The following is a 19,246-nucleotide window of genomic DNA, read 5'->3' as shown; positions in this document are numbered from 1 at the left end:
GGCAGTTGGCTTGGCTTATTGGTCGCCGAAATCGTAGTTCATCTCGGGAACCGGTGCCTGCAGGTAGTAGCCTTGGATGTAGTTCACGCCCGCCTGCCAAAGGGTAGCCAGCACCCCGGCATTCTCGACCAGCGGAATGATGGTCAGCTTGCCGTTGTTCTGCAGCGTTTTGACCATTTCCTTGACCTGTTCCTTGGCCTCGTCGCTCTTCTGGATTTCTTCCGTGAAGGATCCGTCAATCTTCACGTAATCCGCATTAATGTGCTTGAGGGTGTTGAACGGATTGATTGCACCGCCGAATTGGGAAATGGAAATCTTGCAGTGCAGTTCCTGAATGGCTTTGGTGAATTCCTTGGCCTGTTTCAGGTAATTGTTGGCGTCGCCTTCCCGTATCTGGAAAATCAGCGAATCCCCCGGCAGCCTTGCGGCTTTCAGGGCTACGCTGAGCCAGGCAGTGAAGGTCTTGTCCTGCAGGGTTTCCGCCGTGATGTTCAGGAACAGGCGAGTCTCGTGACCCCGTGAGCGGTGGCTGGCCAGCTGTTTGATGGTCTGCAGAATTACCCAGCGGTCAATTTTGATGGCGGTGTCTGCCGGCCCCATCGGCGGCAGGAAGTCATAAGGCGATACTTCCTCGTTGTCCTTGTTCACCATACGGACAAACGCCTCGTAGTGTTCCTCGCCCTCACCACGCAGATTAATGATCGGCTGGAACAGCAACCGGAAACGATTGTCCTCCAGGGCCTTGAGAATGGCTTCGACCGAATTGCTTTCATCCAGGGTTTCGTAGTCGGCCGGGTTGTAGACCAGCACGCCGTTGCCCTGTTCCTTGCCTTCCTGCTTGCGTACATCTGACGAGGCAGTGTGGGCCCGGGCCATCAGCTCCTCGGCCTTCGGCGAGTTCTCGGTGATTGCCGCAACACCGATGCTGACCGTGAACTGGACGGTGCGTCCGTTGATGTCGAACAAGTGGTCTTCCACTGCCTTGCGAACGCGCTCGCTCAGTTCGGCCATGGTTTTCTCATCGCACGGCTGGCTCATGATGGCGAAGGCGTCGTCGCTCAGGCGGGCCAGGGTCGTTCCTTCACCGGCCTGTTCCTTCAGAAGGTTTGCCAGGTCACCCAGCAGCAGATCAGCACCGGATATACCCACCTGACCCTTCAGGCTCATGAAGTTATCCAGCGCAATGTAAGCGAGGGCGCCGGATTCGCTGTTCTTGGCGGCTTTGGCGATGTTTTCGCCGAGCGCGTCCATCAGGAACTGTCGGTTGTACAGGCCGGTCAGCAGATCCTGGCTGCTGATCTGGCGCAACTTTTCTTCCAGTTCAGCGTCGCTGTGCTCCGGCTGAAGTACGATCTGGGTGCAGGCTTCACCGTCGTAGGTGGCGGCCGACACCGACATGGTGACGTTCAATTCGTGATCGTCACTGCGACGCGCGACGCAGTTAAGCGTCATCCCGTCTTCGCCTTGCTCAACGAAGGACTTCATGAATCCTTTGTACTTGTCCTGGCTCTCTGGCGTCAGGGTGTCGAGAACCGGAATGCAGATCAGATCGTCGATGTCGTCATAGCCGAGGAATTCCATGTACGACTGGTTGGCGTAGATGTGCATGCCGTCGTTAATGTAGGCAATGGCATCCTTGGAGCTTTCCAGCAGCAGCTGACAGCGCTGTTCCGCTTCGCGCAGGTGAGACTCCAGCAGTCGGCGGCGGCGACGCTCCTCGAGCGCGGCCAGTTCCCGGTTCACCACAAGAACCAGCAGATCGTTTTGATCTACGGGCACTGTGTCCTGCGCGCCCGCTTTGATGATTTCGACGGTGCGTTCGCGGCTATAGTCGTTGGTGAGCAGCACGAACGGAACATCTTTGTCCATGCGGCGGATCATCGCCAGGGCATCGTCTGCCCTGAACTCCTCGTCGAGGTCCCGGGCAATCAGCAGATCCCACTGACCCGATTTCAGGGTTTCCTCGAGGTCTTCCTCGGAGGTGATGCGATGTGCCCGGGTGGCCTTGCCGGAGTTGCGCAACAGGCTAACGAGCGCTTCGGCATCATTCTGGGAGGGGTCAAGGATTAAAAGATGTACGGTCGCGTTCTTCTTCTGCATTCGTCTGGGCGTCTCGTGGTACACGGTTATCTGAGCCGGCCTTGTGGTCAGGGAAGGGATTTGCTGAGATCCCGGGGTGCGATGGCCGGAGCAGCGGCATCGTTTGGCCGAACTTTTTTCTTACGCTGAATGATGCAGGGGATAGTCGGTAATAACAACCCTAGAAGCCAGGGGTTTTCTGGCCGAACCTAGAGGGACGGCCAGAGCGAGTCGAAATCGTCCTCACTGGCGCTGGGCACGGACGTTTCCGCCATAGTGCGATGGTCAGTATGGTGAAGTTTGAGCTCAAACTGGCTGATGCTGCCGGACGATGCCACCTTGTTGGACAGCACCCCCTCGTCTACCCGGCCATCGTGCAACAGGGAGATTCGACTGCCGGACTGGAATGGCAGTCGTGGCGTTACCAGAGTGGCTGCCTGGTTGATTGCGCTGATTTCGGGCAGCAACAGGCCACGAAGATACTCCGAACTGTTACCGACTTTCTGGATCAGTTTCACGCCGCAGGGCGAGGCGCTGGGCGCCAGTAACTCAATGCCGACCTGAGTACCCTCGTTTTTGACCTGCTGAATCCAGCGCACCATCGCGATGCTCCACGGGTGGGAGTGGTGCTCGCGGACACCGAGGATTTCGCCAGCCTGCAAAACGCTTGGAATGGCGCTTTCCCAGGCAACGCAGTAGCCACCGGGACTGGTGTTGATCAGTGCCGCGAGGTGCGCCCGGGGCCGGTTTTTGTCGCCGCCGGGCGATGGTGAGCTGGTGCCCGCTGAACCCCGGAAGTTGATGGGCGTATCGGCGGCGTGCAGCATGTTCTGGCCGGGTGCGCTGTCGTGGGCATTGGACCAAGGATCGTTCTTCTGTTGGGCGGAGCGGATAAACCGATTACCTTGGTCCTGATCCTCGTTTTCGTTACCGTCGATGAAATCGGCAAACGGCTTCTCGCCAGCAACAAAGTAGTGAGCGGCGGTCAGGCCCACGCAGATTTCCAGCGAACCCTGGCAGGCAATTCGATTGAAATTCCGCTTGGCAACAATGCCCAGAGCCTGGCTGAGGTGTGTCAGCAGGGTGTCGTTAATCCGCGCCGGAACCGGCAGCGGCGATTCCGCATCGAGGTGATTACGGCGATTGTGCAGGGTTTCCGCCACCATGGCTGACAGCCGCTGACTGTCAAAACCGATGCTGTCGTCGCAGGGTGACTGCTCCAGCAGACTCCGGTACATGGGTGGGTTGTCATGCTCAAGGTTGATCACGAACAGGCTGTCTTCACGCACGTCGGTCAGGCATGAAACGTGATCGCTCCAGAGTTCAAACAGCTCGTAAACCTGCAAAAGCTCGTTCTGGCGCAGCTGGTTGGGCCGGGCGCAGCCCAGCAAAAGGATTCGCTTGTAGGCATCCGCCACCGTGCTGGTGCGGCGATGCTGCAGGGTTTCATCCTCCACCTCGATGTTCACCAGCCTGTTTTTGAGTGCGAAGCGGAACAGCCGGTGGCACTCAAGCCAGCTTCGGGTGGGGCTGGGGCAGTACAGCTGATGAGAGCGGACGATCGTGGTGGCCAGTTCTGAAATGGCCCGGTGACAGGCCAGCACCAGATGCTTGCGGTTGCGATCAACGCTGCCGTCATCGAGCAGTTCCAGTACACAGAGTTTGTAGCCGGCGGCCAGATGCAGTTGCAGGGCCTGGGACAGGTTGGCAATTTTGCGCTGTTTCTCGGTCAGTGCCACCGACATGCCGAGGTAGTGTCGCGACAGCTCGTCGCAGACGAACCGGATTTTCTCCCGGATCCGTTCCAGCAGTTGCAGGCGCTGTTGCGGGTGGATGAACAACTGGTTCAATTCGATGATGGCGTGATACAGCTGGCGTGAGGCTTCACCGATATTGGCCAGGGGAAGTTGCCCGGTCCAGTCCCTGAACGCTTTTGGTGTTGGGTCGCAGAAAGACAGTGTCGCCGTCTTTTGCTCCGGGACTCGCAAATCTGGTTTCAGAATCGTGCCTTCCATTTGTTCACGCCACTGTTCGAGATCTTGATATGTATTCAGGGGCAGCCCTGTGCTCCGGGGGATTGTAGGGGTGCCCGTGCCTTTTTCTGAGGCGAATGCGGTGAATACATGTGTTGTTTTGTATCAAACGTTACAGGACTTTAACCAAGCCGACTAGGGACAAAGTGAGAACCGTTCACCACTTAACAATCTTTGACAGTTACGGGGCGAAAACCGGTGTGCAGCGTGTCACAAGTGCAGGTTCAGCGGAGTTTTGCTTTGCTCTCCGGGGACCTCCCGAACGAGCCTGGGCACCAGGAAACCGGGCAGCCGAACGAGCAGTTGCTGAATCAGCGACTGGGCCTGTTCGTCGGGTACATCGAAATGGTGGGCGCCTCGGACCGGGTCAAAGGCGTGCAGGTAGTAAGGCAGCACCCCGGCCGCGAACAGGGCTTCGCTCAGTGATTCGAGGACATCGGCGGTGTCGTTGACACCTCTCAGGATCACGCTTTGGTTCAGTAACGTAACGCCCGCATCGGCCAGCCTGCCCAGCGCCGCGCGTACGTCGGCATCGATCTCGGCCGGATGGTTGATGTGCAATACCATCACCACGGGCACGGGGGGGTTCTTCACCCAGTCGAGCAGGGCATCGCACACTCTCTGGGGGATGACGACAGGCAGCCGGGTATGGAGCCGAAGCCGCTTGATGTGAGGCACCCGGGTGATGGAGTCGGCCCATTCGGCCAGCAATCGGTCGCTGGCCACCAGCGGATCGCCGCCGCTGAGAATGACTTCATTGATTTCGGGGCTGCTGATCAGCGTTTCAATCACCTGGTTCCGGTCGCTGGGGGACAGGCGCTGATCCTCGTAGGGAAAGTGGCGCCGGAAGCAGTAGCGGCAGTTGATGGCGCACTGGCCGGTCACCATCAGCAATGCCCGGCTGCGGTATTTTCGAATCAATCCCGTGGTCTGGATTGCTCCGCTTTCTGCCAGAGGGTCTCGCACGTAGCCATCGGCGGTCTCGGATTCTGCCGTCAGCGGTAACACCTGACGCAGTAGCGGATCGTCCGGATCACCTTTGCGCATGCGGTTCAGGAAAGGCTCCGGTACCCGAACAGGAAACAGTGCATGACCGCTACGGGCGCCGTTCAGCCAACGCTCTGGTGTCAGTTCGAGTCGTTCCAGCAGGGCCTGTGGCGATGTGACGGAGCTGGAAAGTAATTGCTGCCAGGTTCGGGTGTCTTCGGCGCGGTGGGCTTCTATAGCGGTGGGAGTTCGCTGTATCATAGCGACCTTTCATTTAAATACTGCATTCTGTCAGGTGAACATTTCATGGCTTCATATTCTACCAACGAATTCCGCAGTGGTCTTAAGGTTTTGCTCGATGGCGACCCCTGTATCATTCTCGACAACGAATTTGTAAAACCGGGCAAGGGGCAGGCATTCAACCGCGTGAAGCTGCGTAACCTGATGAGTAACCGGGTGTGGGAGCGCACATTCAAGTCTGGCGAATCCCTGGAAGCGGCAGACGTTCTCGAGCAGGACATGGAATACCTCTATACCGATGGCGAATTCTGGCACTTCATGCTGACGGACGGTTCTTTCGAGCAGCATGCCGCCGATGCAAAAGCGGTTGGCGATACCGTCAAGTGGCTCAAGGAGCAGGATGTATACACCGTCACCCTGTATAACGGTGCGCCCCTGTCTGTTGCGCCGCCGAATTTTGTTGAGCTGGAGGTGGTTGATACCGACCCCGGCATGAAAGGTGATACTGCCCAGGGCGGCTCCAAGCCCGCGACCCTGTCCACCGGGGCTGTGGTAAACGTTCCCCTGTTCATCAGCATCGGTGAAGTGCTGAAGGTGGACACTCGTTCCGGTGAGTACGTCAGTCGCGTGAAAAGCAGCTGATCCGCCAATGACGAATCAACCTGTCTGGCAACCCTCTGCCTCGCAGGCTGCATTGGAAAGCCGCGCACAACAGCTGTCGTTTGTGCGCGGCTTTTTTGCGCAGAGGCAGGTGATGGAGGTGGAAACACCGGTGCTGGGCCGGCATGGTGTGACCGACCTGAATCTGGACGGCGTCTACGCTGACGTGTCGGCGGCCGGCATTAGCGGCGGCTGGCTGCAAACCTCGCCTGAATACCACATGAAGCGTCTGCTGGCGGCGGGTTCCGGCAGTATCTTCCAGATTTCGAAAGTTTTTCGCGATGGTGAACGGGGCAGCCGGCATAATCCCGAATTCTCCATGCTGGAATGGTATCGGGTTGGGTTTGACGACGCGGCACTGATGTCGGAAGTGTCTGACCTAGTATGCGGTTGGCTCGGTTGCGCCCGCCCTCGGATCGTTGCCTATCGGGACGCCCTGATCACCTGTGCCCACATTGATCCGTTCGAATCGTCGGATCGTGAACTGCGGCGAAGTTGCGAGCAATGGCTCGAGCCCGAGCAGTTGGCAGGAATGGGGCGGGACGCCTGTCTCGATCTGTTGATGAGCTTCGCTGTGGAACCGCATCTGGGGCGTGACGTGCCGGAGTTTATTGTTGGATATCCAGCGTCCCAGGCGGCTCTTGCCCGGGTCTCCACGCAGGATGGGCATCGGGTGGCGCACCGGTTCGAGCTGTACATCGACGGGCTTGAGTTGTGCAACGGGTACTGGGAGCTGGTGGATGCCAGTGAGCAGCGGCATCGGTTTGAGCACGACAACCAGTTACGGCGCCTGGCCGGGAAGCCCGAAAGGGCCATCGATGAGGCGTTTTTGCAAAGCGTCGAGGCAGGCTTGCCCGAGTGCGCGGGTGTGGCACTCGGGCTGGATCGATTGCTGATGCTGAAACTGGGAACGCGCGATATTTCCGATGTCCTGGCGTTTCCGTTCGAGCGGGCCTAGGCCTGGTTCGGTGCGTTTAGGCCAGGGTGCCGAAGGCTTCGCCTAGCCGGACGGTGGTGCCGGCGGCCAGCTTGTCGTTCCAGCTGACGGCGCCCTTGGGCATCACCATGACCACGGTTGAGCCCAGACGGAAGCGGCCCATCTCCTCGCCTTTTTCAAACCTTCTCGCCTGATCACCTTCGTAGCGGATGGCCGTAAGCTGGCCGTCACCGGGCGCGACAACGCCAGACCAGACCGTTTCCACACTACCCACAATCATAGCGCCGACCAGAACCAGTGCCATCGGGCCTGCCTCGGTATCGAAAATGCACACGACGCGCTCATTGCGGGCGAACAGGTTGGGAACGTTCTCCGCCGTGACCGGATTCACTGAGAACAGCTTGCCCGGAATATAGACCATTTCCCTTAACGTGCCCGCCACCGGCATGTGAATCCGGTGATAGTCCTTCGGGGAGAGGTAAATGGTCGAAAACTCGCCCCCGGCAAACGGTTCGGCGCGGTGTTCATCGCCGCCGAGCAGTTCGGTCAGGCCGAATGATTGACCCTTGGCCTGGAATACCCGGTCACCCGTGACTTGCCCCAGTTGGCTGATGGCGCCATCCACCGGACAGGCCATGGTCTTTTCGCCCTCGGCAATCGGGCGAATACCGGGTTTCAACTCACGGGTAAAGAACGCATTGAAGCTCGGGTAGGCGGTCGGATCGGGTTCCAATGCTTCGCTCATGTTTACCCCGTACCGGCCGATAAACCATTTGATGACCCGGTTCTTGAGCGCCGGGTTGCTGTCATCGTCAGCAAGGCGGCCGGCAAGGCGAGAGACCGCGAGTTGCGGCGTAACGTACTGGCTCAGAACAAACAACTTGTTAAGCATTCATAAAACCCTTTGCGCTCGAGAGCGCGGAAGTTTACCAAAGTCTGGTCCCTGTATAGAAATTGTTTCACGGCCTGACTGTGGTCTCGGAGCCTTGGTATTATCCGAAGCAAAAGCGAGTGGGCGCAGAAGACGCTCGCCATAACAAACTGAGAGGCGTTCATTTTTCCATGTTACTGATCATTGGTGCCGTAGTTGTCTTCGCGAGCGTACTGGGTGGGTATGTTCTGCATGGCGGTAATTTGTTGGTGCTCTGGCAACCAACGGAGATTCTGATCATCTTTGGTGCCGCGGCAGGTTCCTTTGCGATTGCCAATCCGTTGCATACCATCAAGGACGTCTTTCAGGGGGTAATGCGTCAGTTGACCGGCTCGCCCTATAACAAAGCCTATTACATGGATTTGCTCAGCCTGCTGTACGACATTTTCGACAAGTCCCGAAAGCAAGGGGTTATGGCCATTGAAGAGGACATCGACAACCCCGAGGCGAGCCAGATCTTCAGCCGTTATCCGGCGATCATGAAATCCAAGGAATTGCTCGCCTTTATTACCGATTACCTTCGCATCATCAGTTCCGGCAACATGGCCACTCATGAGCTCGAAGGCATGATGGAAAGTGAAATCGATAGCCGGCAGCATGAGCTGGAAGAGCCGGCCCACGCGGTCAACAAGACTGCCGACGCCCTGCCGGGGCTGGGTATTGTGGCCGCGGTTTTGGGTATCGTCATCACCATGAACTTCCTGTCCGAGGGGCCTGAGCGAATCGGCCTGAGCGTCGCGGCTGCGCTGGTCGGTACCTTTCTGGGTATTTTCATGGGGTATGGCTTTATTGGCCCGCTGTCCATCGCCATGGAGCATTCGGCCAAATACGAGCTTAAAGCCTACGAGTGCGTGAAGTCCTCGGTGGTGGCCACGGTTGCCGGCCAGGCGCCGCAGATGGCGATCGAGTTTGGGCGTAAGGCCCTGCCCACGGATAAGCGGCCCGGATTCCAGGAATTGAACGATCACGTTCGATCAAAATAACCCCGACTGCTGACCCGGAGCTGACACGTGGCTGAACAACCAATCATCATCAAGCGCAAGAAGGTCGTGGCCGGGGGGCATCACGGCGGCTCCTGGAAAGTCGCCTTTGCTGACTTCGCTACAGCGATGATGGCGTTCTTCCTGGTGCTCTGGTTGACCGCCACGGCCTCTCCGGAGCAGAAAAAAGCGGTGGAGGGGTATTTTCGGGACCCCGTGGGGTTTACGGACGGCGGATCACCCAACCCGGTGGATCTGGAAGGCAGTGCGTCGGTGGTGAATGAGGCGAGCCAGGATATTCAGTCCAGTCAGATCCAGATCGAAGACGAGGTGGTTGATCAGCTGACGGAAACCCTTGAGCAGCGCCGCATGAAAGAGCTCTTTCAGGAGCTGAAGCAGCGCATTGAAGACAACAAGACACTGCAGGAATTCAAGGATCAGTTGCTGATCGACATCACCGACGAAGGGTTGCGGATTCAGATCGTCGATCGTTCCGGCCGGCCGATGTTTGACAGCGGTCGCGCCGAGCTCAAGTACTACTCCCAGAACATCCTGTTCGAGCTCGCCAAGACTCTGGGTTCGGTGGATAACAAACTGAGCCTGACCGGGCACACCGATGCCACACCCTTCAAGGGCCGTCCGGGGTACACCAACTGGGAGCTGTCGGCCGACCGGGCGAACACGGCTCGCCGGGCTCTGGTGGCCGGCGGGGTGCGCGGAGAGCAGATTGCCAGGGTGGTGGGCTTGAGTGACTCGGTCCTGTTCAAAAAGGACGATCCAACGGCACCGGTCAATCGCCGTATTTCCATCATTGTGCTGAACAAAAAGACCGAGCAGGGAATTCGAAGCAGTGCCGGGCAGAATGAGCCGCCGCTCATTGATCTCACCCAGCCAAGTGAGCAGGAAAAACAGCAGGCCATGGAGCGCCTGGAGCAGGGCAATTGGCTGGAAGAGAAGCCGGAACCGGCGCCCGGTGAACTGAGCTGGTAAACAGACCGCCCGGGTCAGTCCAGCTTTAGCCCCCGAGCCTGCTGTTCGGCCATGTCCTGAAGGATTCTGTGGAAACTTTTCAGTCGCTCCGGGCTGATCCGTCCCGCCTCCGCTGCCGCGTCAATGGCGCATCCCGGATCCCCCATGTGCCGGCAATTGCGGAACTTGCAGTGGCCAATTTCATCGCGAATTTCCCGGAATCCGTATTCGATCTCATCCGGCGTCATGTGCCACAGGCCAAACTCCCGGATGCCCGGTGAGTCGATCAAGTCGCCGCCAATCGGTACATGAAACAGTTTTGCCGTGGTGGTGGTATGGGTGCCCTTGCCAGTGCTTTCTGAAATGGCGCCGACGCGGATCGCCTCATCCGGAATCAGCGTCTGGATGATGGATGATTTGCCCACGCCAGACTGGCCAACAAACACGCTGGTCTGATCTCTCACCAGTGCCTGAACCTCTGGCGAGGGTTGGTCTCCGGATTCCACCGCCGACGTCCGGACCACGTCATAACCCAGCGCTTGGTAACGACTCAGCAAGGCGTCAATCTGAGCCCGGTTGTGGTCGCGGATCAGGTCGGTCTTGTTCAGCAGGATGACGGCGGGAATGTCCGAAGTCTCCGAAGCGACCAGATAGCGGTCGATCAGGTTGTCGTGGGGTTCGGGCTCGACCGAAATCACCAGGATGATATGGTCGATGTTGGCAGCTACCGGCTTCAAAGCACCAAAGTTGTCCGGCCGCTGAAGCAGGTTTTTGCGGTCGCAGCGTGCCACGATCACTCCGGTCCCGTTTTTCCCGGGCCGCCAGATGACCTTGTCGCCGGTCACCAGGCTATCGATGTTGGCGCGCACAAAGCATCGCACCACTGTTCCGGTGTCTTCCCCTTCCAGCACTTCGACGTCCAGTTGCTGGCCGTAGTGCGCGATAATCAGGCCCTGCTGTTCCGGGCCCAGTTCACCCGCGTCGGCCTGGGCTTCGATGGACTTTTCCTTCCGGGCGGCTCGCTCGGCCCGCTCCTGCTGGATTTTTTTGATACGAAATTGCTGCTGTTTGTTCAGTCGCCGTTTTGCCATGCGGGATCGCGAGTCGGTATCCGGTGGAGTTGAGGTGTTACATGATACGTTAATCGGCCACAATACGAAGTGAATTTCCCGAATTCACTCAAGACAACCCTGAATCTTAGGAAAGAACCATGGCAGAAGGCGATCGCTTAGTTTGGATTGATCTGGAAATGACCGGGCTGGACCCGGAACAGGAGCGGATTATCGAGATGGCGACCATCATCACAGACTCGCAATTGAACCTGGTGGCGGAGGGGCCCGTAATTGCGGTCCATCAGCCTGACAGTTTGCTGGATGCCATGGATGAATGGTGCACGAAAACCCATGGTGCCAGTGGCCTCACCCAGCGCGTGAAAGAGAGTTCAATCAGTGAAGCGGAGGCCGAGCGCCTGACGCTGGAATTCCTGCGCCAGCATCTGGAGCCTGGAGCATCGCCCCTGTGTGGCAACAGCATCGGACAGGATCGCCGCTTCCTGGTGAAGTACATGCCTGAGCTCGAGGGATTCTTCCACTACCGCAATCTGGACGTTTCAACCATCAAAGAACTGGCCCGTCGCTGGCGGCCCGATGTGCTGGCGGGTGTCAAAAAGCAGGGCAGTCACCTGGCGCTGGACGATATCCGCGATTCCATCAACGAACTGCGCCACTACCGCGACACCTTCTTCAGCCTATAGACCGTGCCGGCGCAGCGCCCATTGAACGTGTTCGCGGACCATGTCTGAGGGGTGCTCCGCCCGCTGTTTGAGGGCCTCAATCACCGGTATGGTGGAGGGTGCATTACCGAGGCCCACCGCCAGGTTTCGCAACCAGCCCTCATAGCCGGTGCGCCGGATGGCTGAGCCCTCGGTCCGTTTCAGAAACTGCTCTTCCGTCCACAGAAACAGCTCGGCCAGGGTGCTGTTGTTGAGTCCGTGACGTGGCTGGAAGTCGGCTTCCCGGGTACTGTTGCTGAATTTCTGCCAGGGGCAGACCAGCTGGCAATCGTCGCAGCCGAACACCCGGTTTCCGATGAGTGGCCGGAGATCTTCGGGAATGCTGCCCTTCAGTTCAATGGTCAGATAGCTTATGCAGCGCCGCCCGTCCAGTTGGTAAGGGCTTACGAACGCCTGGGTCGGGCAGATATCCAGGCAGGCCGAGCAGCTACCGCAGTGTTCGGTTTCAAAAGGCGCATCTATGGGCAGGGGAGCGCTGGTGAAAATCTCCCCGAGGAAAAAGAACGAGCCTGCCTTGGGGTGAATCAACATGGTGTTCTTGCCAATCCAGCCCAGACCCGCGCGTTGCGCGAGGGCTCGCTCGAGCACCGGCGCGCTGTCGACAAAAGCGCGGTGGTGATAACCGGCCACCGCTTCATCTATGCGGCTGGCCAGTGTCGCCAGCCGTTTGCGGATCACTTTGTGGTAGTCCCGTCCCTGCGCGTACCGGGTCACGTAAGCCTTTTCGCGATTCCTGAGCACTTCTTTCGGATTATCCGGGGCTGGCAGGTAATCCATACGAACGGAGATGACACGTTCTGTACCCGGCACCAGCGACTCAGGCGTATACCGCTTGTCGCCGTGGTGGCCCATGTAGTCCATCTCGCCCTGATAGCCATTGGCCAGCCAGTTCTTGAGATGCCTGGCGTGCTCACCTGTTTCGGGGGTCGTGATGCCTGAGCTGGAAAAGCCAAGTTCGCGGGCCCATTCGTGAATGCGTTGGGCCAGATCAGCCAGAGTTTCTTCTGGAATGGCCGGAGAGGATGTCGTACTGGTGGGGCCTGTCATGGCAAGGGCAACTCACTGTAAAACAGAGGGTTTGTCGTGGCTTTGATTAAGTTTCGACCTTTAGGGTGGTTTTGCTATTCTTTCCAGATAGCTGGCTTTTTTTCTTTATCCGCTTTCTGCAACGGGACCTCAGCCTCATGCCGCCCTTCGCCAACAGCAGTTTACCAGACTCACTGTATTCCGCCGAAGGGGTGAGAGCGTTAGATCGTTATCTGATTGATGAGCAGGGCATTGATGGCTTCGAGTTGATGCTGCGCGCGGCCAGCGCGGCATTTCGTCGCCTGGTCTCGCGCTGGCCTGAGGTAAACACAGTGCTCGTGCTGTGTGGCGCGGGCAATAACGGGGGGGATGGGTACCTGGTAGCGGCGAATGCGATTCGCCACGGTTTGAGCGTGAACTGCATCGCCGTAGCGGCAACGGAAAAATTGACCGGCGATGCGCGCCGGGCCTGGCAGAAAGCTGCTGCCGACGGCGTTAATGTTCAAGAGCTGGCGAACCTGAGCGACGGGGAGCTTTCAAGCCTGTTTTCGGGTGCCGGAGTTGTGGTGGATGCCATGCTTGGTACGGGGGTCTCTGGAGCCCCCCGGGAGCCGTTTGCCGGACTGATTTCGCGCTGTAACGCCTCGCCTGCATGGGTGCTGGCGATCGATTTACCCTCTGGCTTAAACGCAACAACCGGGGCCACAGAAGGGGGCGCCGTGCAGGCTGACCTGACCGTTACCTTCATCGGATTGAAAGTGGGGCTGTTTACCGGTCAGGGCGCGGCGACGTGCGGCGAGGTGGTGTTTGATTCCCTCGATACCGAGGCGGAATCCGTGGGTTGCAGCGAGCGCCCGCTGGCGTCCAGGCTGGACTGGCCTGCCATCATGCACTGGTTGCCGGACCGTCGAGCAAATGCCCACAAAGGTTGCTTCGGACATGTGCTGGTGGTGGCCGGAGATCGTGGCTTCGGGGGCGCGGGGTTGATGGCGGCCGAGGCAGCCAGTCGCTCCGGTGCCGGCCTGGTGTCGCTGGCAACGCGGCCGGAACATGTGCCCGCGGCGCTGTCCCGCTGCCCGTCGGTGATGGCCCAAGGGGTGATCCATGGTTCGGAGCTGCCCCCGTTACTGCAGGCGGCGTCGGCCGTGGTGTGTGGCCCGGGGATGGGCACGAATTTCTGGGGCCAGCAAATGCTTGAGCAGGTCATCGCCAGCGGCAAGCCTGCGGTGCTGGATGCCGACGCCTTGAATCTGTTGTCGTCAAGGGTGCCGGTCAAGGCCGATAATCACATCCTGACGCCTCACCCGGGCGAGGCCGCCCGGCTTCTCGAATGCACGGTGGCGGACGTGGAGAGTGACCGGGTTCTGGCTGCTCAAAAACTTCAGGATCAATATGGTGGCACGGTGTTGCTCAAGGGGGCGGGTACGGTGCTGGCATCGGTTGACGGCACAATCGATATTGTCAGTGGCAGTAATCCCGGACTTGCCACGGGTGGCATGGGTGATGTCTTGTCGGGCATTATTGGCGCGCTTTATGGTCAGCTGGAAGATGTCCGCCGGGCAGCCGGGCTGGCAGCTGCCGTCCATCTTGCGGCCGCTGATCGGGCATCCGTGCACAAAGGTTATATGGGGCTAATCCCCAGCGATGTGATTGACGCTTTGCCGCTGATTTATCGTGAATCGGAAGGCTTGCCGAATCGAAATCGGGAGGAGTAATGGCAGTTTTCGGCAATGAACGCCGTTTTTTTTTGAAGGACGAGACAGAAACGGAGGCGCTCGGGCAAGAACTGGCACGAGTTGTGGTAGCATCCGAGCGAGGCGTCACCCTGTTTCTGGACGGTGATCTGGGTATGGGCAAAACCACCATGAGTCGTGGTTTGATGCGTGGGCTCGGGCACGAGGGGGCGGTAAAAAGCCCAACGTACACATTGGTCGAGCCCTATGAAGACCTGGCCATGCCCGCATATCACTTCGATCTGTACCGGCTGGGCGATCCGGAAGAGTTGGAATACATGGGTATCCGGGATTATTTCTCAGCAGACACCGTGTGCCTGATTGAGTGGCCTGAGCGCGGTCAGGGGTTGTTGCCGGATCCAGATATTGAGATTCATTTTGAACGCGAGGGCGATGGGCGCTCTGTCGTGCTCCGGGCGGGCACGGAAGAAGGCGCAGCACTTCTGAACAGTCTCGAATTGGTCGGCGACAGCTAGCGGTTTCGTTATCGGTTTTGGTGGGCAGGAAGGCAGTATGAGCATGGAAAAATGGATCCCGAGAGCGTTGGCCGGTGTTGTGTCGGCACTCTTGCTAAGTGTGTCGGTTATTGCCCACGCGGGTTCGCGGGTCGAAGACGTGCGCCTGTGGCCGGCCCCGGATCACACTCGCCTGGTGCTGGATACGGCCGGCAAGGTTTCGCACAATATTTTTTCCCTCGAGAATCCCGCCCGATTGGTGATCGATCTCAAGGACGCTGAACTGGGTGCGGATTTTGACGCTCTGAACCTGGACGGCAGCCCGATTCTTCGCATTCGCAGTGCCCCGCGGAACGGAAATGATCTGCGCGTGGTGCTCGATCTCAAAGGCGACATCAAACCTCGCAGTTTCCAGCTGGACCCGAACGGGCAGTATGGCCATCGTCTGGTGGTTGACCTGATTGACGAAAACGGCCGTCGGTTTGAAAAAGCCAGCACGCCCACCGTAACCCAGAGTACCGACGGCAAGCGGGATGTCGTGGTGGTGATCGACGCCGGACATGGCGGTGAAGACCCGGGCGCTATCGGGCCGCGGGGAACCCGGGAAAAAGACGTGGTGCTGAAGATGGCGAAAACCCTCGCCCAGCTGATTGATCAGAAACCGGGCTACACCGCGAAGCTGACCCGCACCGGCGATTATTACATTGGCTTGCGCAACCGGACCTTGCTGGCGCGTAAGTACAACGCCGATCTGTTTGTCTCTGTCCATGCCGATGCCTTCCGTACCCCTCAGCCGAAAGGGGCGTCGGTGTTTGCGCTGTCCCAGCGAGGTGCCACCAGTGAGACGGCACGCTGGCTGGCCCAGAGTGAAAACCGCTCGGATTTGACCGGTGGCGTCTCCCTGGGTGACAGGGATGATATGCTGGCGGGCGTGTTGCTGGACCTTTCCATGACGGCCAGCATCAATGCCAGTCTGGGCGTCGGCGGTTCAGTGCTGGGCAACCTGGGGCGTGTGGCCAAGCTCCACAAGCCACGGGTAGAGCAGGCGTCGTTTGTGGTGCTGAAATCGCCGGATATTCCTTCCATCCTGGTCGAGGCCGGTTTTATCTCCAATCCGCAGGAAGAGAAAAACCTTTCTACCCAGTGGTATCGGGATCGCCTCGCGTCGGCCATCATGGAGGGCATCGACGACTACTTCCGCAAAACGCCGCCACCAGGAACTCTGTTGGCCTGGCAGAAGCACCAAGGCAATCCGGCCGTCAGTCATTACCGGATCAAAGCCGGTGACACCCTGTCTGGGGTGGCCAGAGAAAATCAGACAACGGTCAGCGAGTTGATGCAGTTCAACGGCCTGACGGACGACCGCGTTATGGTCGGTCAAACCATTCGTATACCCGCATCCTGAGCAAGAGGTTTTTTCAGAACATGCCCCACATTCAGTTACTCTCGCCCCGGCTAGCTAACCAGATTGCCGCGGGCGAGGTGGTGGAGCGTCCCGCATCGGTGGTCAAGGAGCTTGTCGAAAACTCGCTGGACGCAGGTGCCGGCCGGGTTGACGTTGAGATTGAGCAGGGTGGCGTTAAGCTGATCCGTATCCGCGATGACGGAGGCGGTATTCACGAGTCCGATCTCCCGCTGGCTTTGAGCCGGCACGCAACCAGCAAAATAACCAATCTGGATGATCTTGAGGCAGTTTCGTCTTTGGGTTTCCGGGGTGAGGCGCTGGCCAGTATCAGTTCCGTCTCGCGGTTGACGCTGACTTCCCGTACCGAAAGTCAGGAGGCCGCTGCCCGTGTCGAGGTGGAAGGCCGGGAGATGGACGCGCATCTCTCGCCTGCCGCGCATCCTGTCGGCACCACCGTTGAAGTCCGCGACCTGTTTTTCAATACGCCGGCCCGACGCAAGTTTCTGCGTACAGAAAAAACCGAGTTCAATCACATAGAGGAATGCGTACGGCGTCAGGCTCTCAGTCGGTTTGATACCGGGTTTACGCTGCGCCACAACCAGCGTGTCGTTCAGAGCCTGCGCCCGGCCTCCACACCACTGGACAAGGAACGGCGCATTGGTTCCCTGTGCGGGCAGCAGTTTATCGACAATGCCGTGGCGATTGACGCCGAAGCCACCGGGCTGCGCCTGTGGGGTTGGGTCGCGCTGCCCACCTTCTCGCGCAGTCAGGCCGACCTGCAGTATTTTTTCGTAAACGGCCGGGTTATCCGTGACCGGCTGGTGGCTCACGCAGTGCGCCAGGCATACCGGGATGTGCTCTACAACAACCGGCATCCGGCGTTTGTCCTGTATCTGGAGCTGGACCCCGCGACGGTCGATGTGAACGTGCATCCGACCAAGCACGAGGTGCGGTTCCGGGACGGCCGTCTGGTGCATGACTTCATTTTTCGAACCTTGCACAAGGCGCTTGCCGATGTGCGGCCCGATGATCATCTCCGTGGTGCTGTCGCTCAGTCGGTGGTGCGGGAGGGGGCCGGCGCACCGGTGGCTTCGGCAGCCGTGCCAAACCATGAGACGACAAACTGGGGCGCCGGTGTGCAGGCGTCTGCGCAGGTGCCATCGCCCGGAGGCGCGTCGGCCTACAGCGGTGGCCAGCACGCTCAGCCCCAGCAGAATTGGCAGGCCAGCGACCAGATGGCTTTCTATGGCTCGTTGAATAGTGGCGGTGGCGTGGCGCAGGACTCCGCTGCACAGCCGGCCGCGACAGATCTGTCGGTCGCGCAGCCTACACCGCCAAATGACAGCGGCCAGGAGCCACCGCTGGGGTACGCCATCGCTCAGCTGCACGGCATTTACATCTTGGCGCAAGGTCGCGCCGGGCTCATTGTCGTCGACATGCACGCCGCCCACGAACGGATCACCTACGAACGCATGAAGCGCGCCCTGGCAGAGCAGGATCTCAAGAGCCAGCCATTGCTGGTGCCTGTCTCCTTGGCAGTCAGCCAGAAAGAGGCTGCGCTTGTTGAGAGTCACGGCGAGGAACTGCAGCAATTGGGGTTGCAGCTTGAACGCATCGGGCCGGAGACCCTGGCGGTGCGCCAGGTGCCGGCGCTGTTACGGGGCGCTGACACCGAACAGCTGGTTCGTGACGTGTTGTCGGATTTGATTGAGCATGGCCAGAGTGACCGGGTCGAGGCGGTGACCCATGAGTTGCTGGGAACCATGGCGTGCCACGGCTCCGTGCGCGCCAACCGTCAGCTGACCATTCCGGAAATGAACTCCCTGCTGCGGGATATGGAGGCCACCGAGCGCAGCGGCCAGTGCAACCACGGACGTCCGACCTGGACCCTGGTCACCCTGTCCGAGCTGGACAAGCTGTTCCTGCGTGGTCGCTGAGCGATGACAACCCCGACTGGGAGCGAGTCCCCCAACCCCCCGTTGGCCATCTTCCTCATGGGGCCAACGGCGTCCGGCAAGACGGATCTGGCGATTGAGCTGTGCCGCCGACTGCCTTGTGACATCATCAGCGTGGATTCGGCGTTGATTTACCGGACCATGGATATCGGGACCGCCAAACCGAGCGCGCAGGAGCTGGCGGCCGCGCCCCACCGCCTGATTGACATCTGTGACCCTGCGGAAACCTATTCGGCGGCGGATTTCCGCAGGGATGCCCTGGCTGAAATGGCGACCATCAGTCAGGCAGGGCGGATTCCCCTCCTGGTTGGCGGCACCATGATGTATTACAAGGCCCTGCTGCACGGGATGTCCGGCTTGCCGGCGGCCAGTGCGGAGGTCCGCGCGGCTCTGGAGCGTGAGGCTGACGAGAGAGGGTGGCAGGCGCTCCACGCGGACTTGGAAGCCGTCGACCCTGTCGCGGCCGGCCTGATCCACCCCAATAACCGTCAGCGATTGCTCAGGGCCCTGGAGGTCTACCGACTGACCGGCAAGCCCATTTCCTCGTTCTGGCAGGCCGAATTTGGCAATTCATCTGCAAATCAGCGAGATGGGGTGGAGGATTTCACTTATTTCACACAGTGGCAGGCAGACGAATTCCCAGACCTGCCGTATACTGTTGTTCAGCTGGCCGTAGCTCCGTCAAAGCGGAGCCAGCTTCATGAAAGGATCTATCAGCGGTTCTTGAACATGCTGGAGCAGGGCTTCCTTGATGAGGTGCGTGCCCTGATGGCGAGGGGAGATTTGCATCCCGGTCTCCCGTCCACGCGTTGCGTGGGGTATCGTCAGGCTTGGGAATACCTGGCCGGCGACACGGATTACGAGGCGTTTGTGAACAAGGGAGTTGCTGCCACCCGCCAACTGGCCAAGCGGCAGTTAACCTGGTTGAGGAAGTGGTCCGATGTGGTCTGGTTAGACAGCGACGATCCGGATATTGCCGAAACCGCCTTGAAAAACATCAGGCTTCACACCACTTTAAAATTTGACGATGACGATCTGAACTAACTAAAAACAGGAGAACACCC

16 protein-coding genes are annotated in these 19,246 nt (G+C 59.1%); 10 read left to right on the top strand and 6 right to left on the bottom strand.

What is annotated here, in order from left to right; genetic code table 11:
• Positions 1–15: 15 nt before the first annotated feature.
• The 3 genes from LPB19_RS15680 to epmB form a co-directional block, all read right to left on the bottom strand.
• Complete coding sequence (locus LPB19_RS15680; protein WP_206643812.1) at positions 16–2,100, bottom strand: EAL domain-containing response regulator; 2,085 nt, start codon at positions 2,098–2,100, stop codon at positions 16–18.
• Between the two features lie 188 nt (positions 2,101–2,288).
• Positions 2,289–4,094 carry a GTPase gene (locus tag LPB19_RS15675; protein ID WP_206643811.1) on the bottom strand — a complete coding sequence of 602 codons (1,806 nt, stop codon included), beginning with the start codon at positions 4,092–4,094 and terminating at the stop codon, positions 2,289–2,291.
• Positions 4,095–4,322: 228 nt separating this feature from the next.
• Positions 4,323–5,360: an EF-P beta-lysylation protein EpmB gene (gene epmB, locus LPB19_RS15670; protein WP_206643810.1), complete on the bottom strand. Its 1,038-nt coding sequence runs from the start codon at positions 5,358–5,360 to the stop codon at positions 4,323–4,325.
• A gap of 45 nt (positions 5,361–5,405) precedes the next feature.
• Here epmB and efp point away from each other — a divergent pair, with 45 nt between their 5' ends.
• A complete protein-coding gene (gene efp, locus LPB19_RS15665; RefSeq protein WP_206643809.1) occupies positions 5,406–5,981 on the top strand; it encodes an elongation factor P in 576 nt (191 codons plus the stop codon).
• Positions 5,982–5,988: 7 nt separating this feature from the next.
• Positions 5,989–6,957 (top strand): EF-P lysine aminoacylase EpmA, encoded by a 969-nt coding sequence (gene epmA, locus LPB19_RS15660; protein WP_206643808.1) that lies wholly within the window; start codon positions 5,989–5,991, stop codon positions 6,955–6,957.
• A 16-nt stretch (positions 6,958–6,973) separates the two neighbouring features.
• Here the strand turns inward: epmA and asd are convergent, their stop codons facing one another.
• Positions 6,974–7,828, bottom strand: a complete 855-nt coding sequence (gene asd / locus LPB19_RS15655; protein ID WP_206643807.1) for an archaetidylserine decarboxylase — start codon at positions 7,826–7,828, stop codon at positions 6,974–6,976.
• A 170-nt stretch (positions 7,829–7,998) separates the two neighbouring features.
• On the opposite strand from asd, the gene motA reads away from it, so the two are divergent.
• Positions 7,999–8,850, top strand: a complete 852-nt coding sequence (motA, locus tag LPB19_RS15650; protein ID WP_206643806.1) for a flagellar motor stator protein MotA — start codon at positions 7,999–8,001, stop codon at positions 8,848–8,850.
• Between the two features lie 27 nt (positions 8,851–8,877).
• A complete protein-coding gene (gene motB, locus LPB19_RS15645) occupies positions 8,878–9,837 on the top strand; it encodes a flagellar motor protein MotB (RefSeq protein ID WP_206643805.1) in 960 nt (319 codons plus the stop codon).
• A gap of 14 nt (positions 9,838–9,851) precedes the next feature.
• On the opposite strand, the gene rsgA is transcribed toward motB, so the two are convergent.
• Positions 9,852–10,907, bottom strand: coding sequence for a small ribosomal subunit biogenesis GTPase RsgA (gene rsgA, locus LPB19_RS15640; RefSeq protein ID WP_206643804.1), 1,056 nt, complete (start codon positions 10,905–10,907; stop codon positions 9,852–9,854).
• A 119-nt stretch (positions 10,908–11,026) separates the two neighbouring features.
• Here rsgA and orn point away from each other — a divergent pair, with 119 nt between their 5' ends.
• Complete coding sequence (orn, locus tag LPB19_RS15635; protein ID WP_206643803.1) at positions 11,027–11,569, top strand: oligoribonuclease; 543 nt, start codon at positions 11,027–11,029, stop codon at positions 11,567–11,569.
• Here the strand turns inward: orn and queG are convergent.
• Positions 11,564–12,655: a tRNA epoxyqueuosine(34) reductase QueG gene (gene queG / locus LPB19_RS15630; RefSeq protein WP_206643802.1), complete on the bottom strand. Its 1,092-nt coding sequence runs from the start codon at positions 12,653–12,655 to the stop codon at positions 11,564–11,566. The genes orn and queG overlap by 6 nt on opposite strands.
• Before the next feature lie 137 nt (positions 12,656–12,792).
• Between queG and LPB19_RS15625 the strand changes: the two genes are divergently transcribed.
• From LPB19_RS15625 to miaA, 5 genes are read left to right on the top strand one after another with little or no spacing between them, the layout of a single operon-like run.
• Positions 12,793–14,349 (top strand): NAD(P)H-hydrate dehydratase, encoded by a 1,557-nt coding sequence (locus LPB19_RS15625; protein WP_206643801.1) that lies wholly within the window; start codon positions 12,793–12,795, stop codon positions 14,347–14,349.
• Positions 14,349–14,843 (top strand): tRNA (adenosine(37)-N6)-threonylcarbamoyltransferase complex ATPase subunit type 1 TsaE, encoded by a 495-nt coding sequence (gene tsaE, locus LPB19_RS15620; protein ID WP_206643800.1) that lies wholly within the window; start codon positions 14,349–14,351, stop codon positions 14,841–14,843. The genes LPB19_RS15625 and tsaE overlap by 1 nt, the downstream gene beginning before the upstream one ends.
• A gap of 37 nt (positions 14,844–14,880) precedes the next feature.
• Positions 14,881–16,227: an N-acetylmuramoyl-L-alanine amidase gene (locus tag LPB19_RS15615; RefSeq protein ID WP_206643799.1), complete on the top strand. Its 1,347-nt coding sequence runs from the start codon at positions 14,881–14,883 to the stop codon at positions 16,225–16,227.
• Between the two features lie 20 nt (positions 16,228–16,247).
• Positions 16,248–18,164 (top strand): DNA mismatch repair endonuclease MutL, encoded by a 1,917-nt coding sequence (gene mutL / locus LPB19_RS15610; protein ID WP_206643798.1) that lies wholly within the window; start codon positions 16,248–16,250, stop codon positions 18,162–18,164.
• Between the two features lie 3 nt (positions 18,165–18,167).
• Positions 18,168–19,226: a tRNA (adenosine(37)-N6)-dimethylallyltransferase MiaA gene (gene miaA / locus LPB19_RS15605; protein WP_206643797.1), complete on the top strand. Its 1,059-nt coding sequence runs from the start codon at positions 18,168–18,170 to the stop codon at positions 19,224–19,226.
• Positions 19,227–19,246: the final 20 nt, after the last annotated feature.

Origin of the sequence: Marinobacter salinisoli, from assembly GCF_017301335.1 — a bacterium.
GTDB classification, from domain to species: domain Bacteria; phylum Pseudomonadota; class Gammaproteobacteria; order Pseudomonadales; family Oleiphilaceae; genus Marinobacter; species Marinobacter salinisoli.
This window is presented reverse-complemented; position numbering and strand designations above follow the sequence as displayed.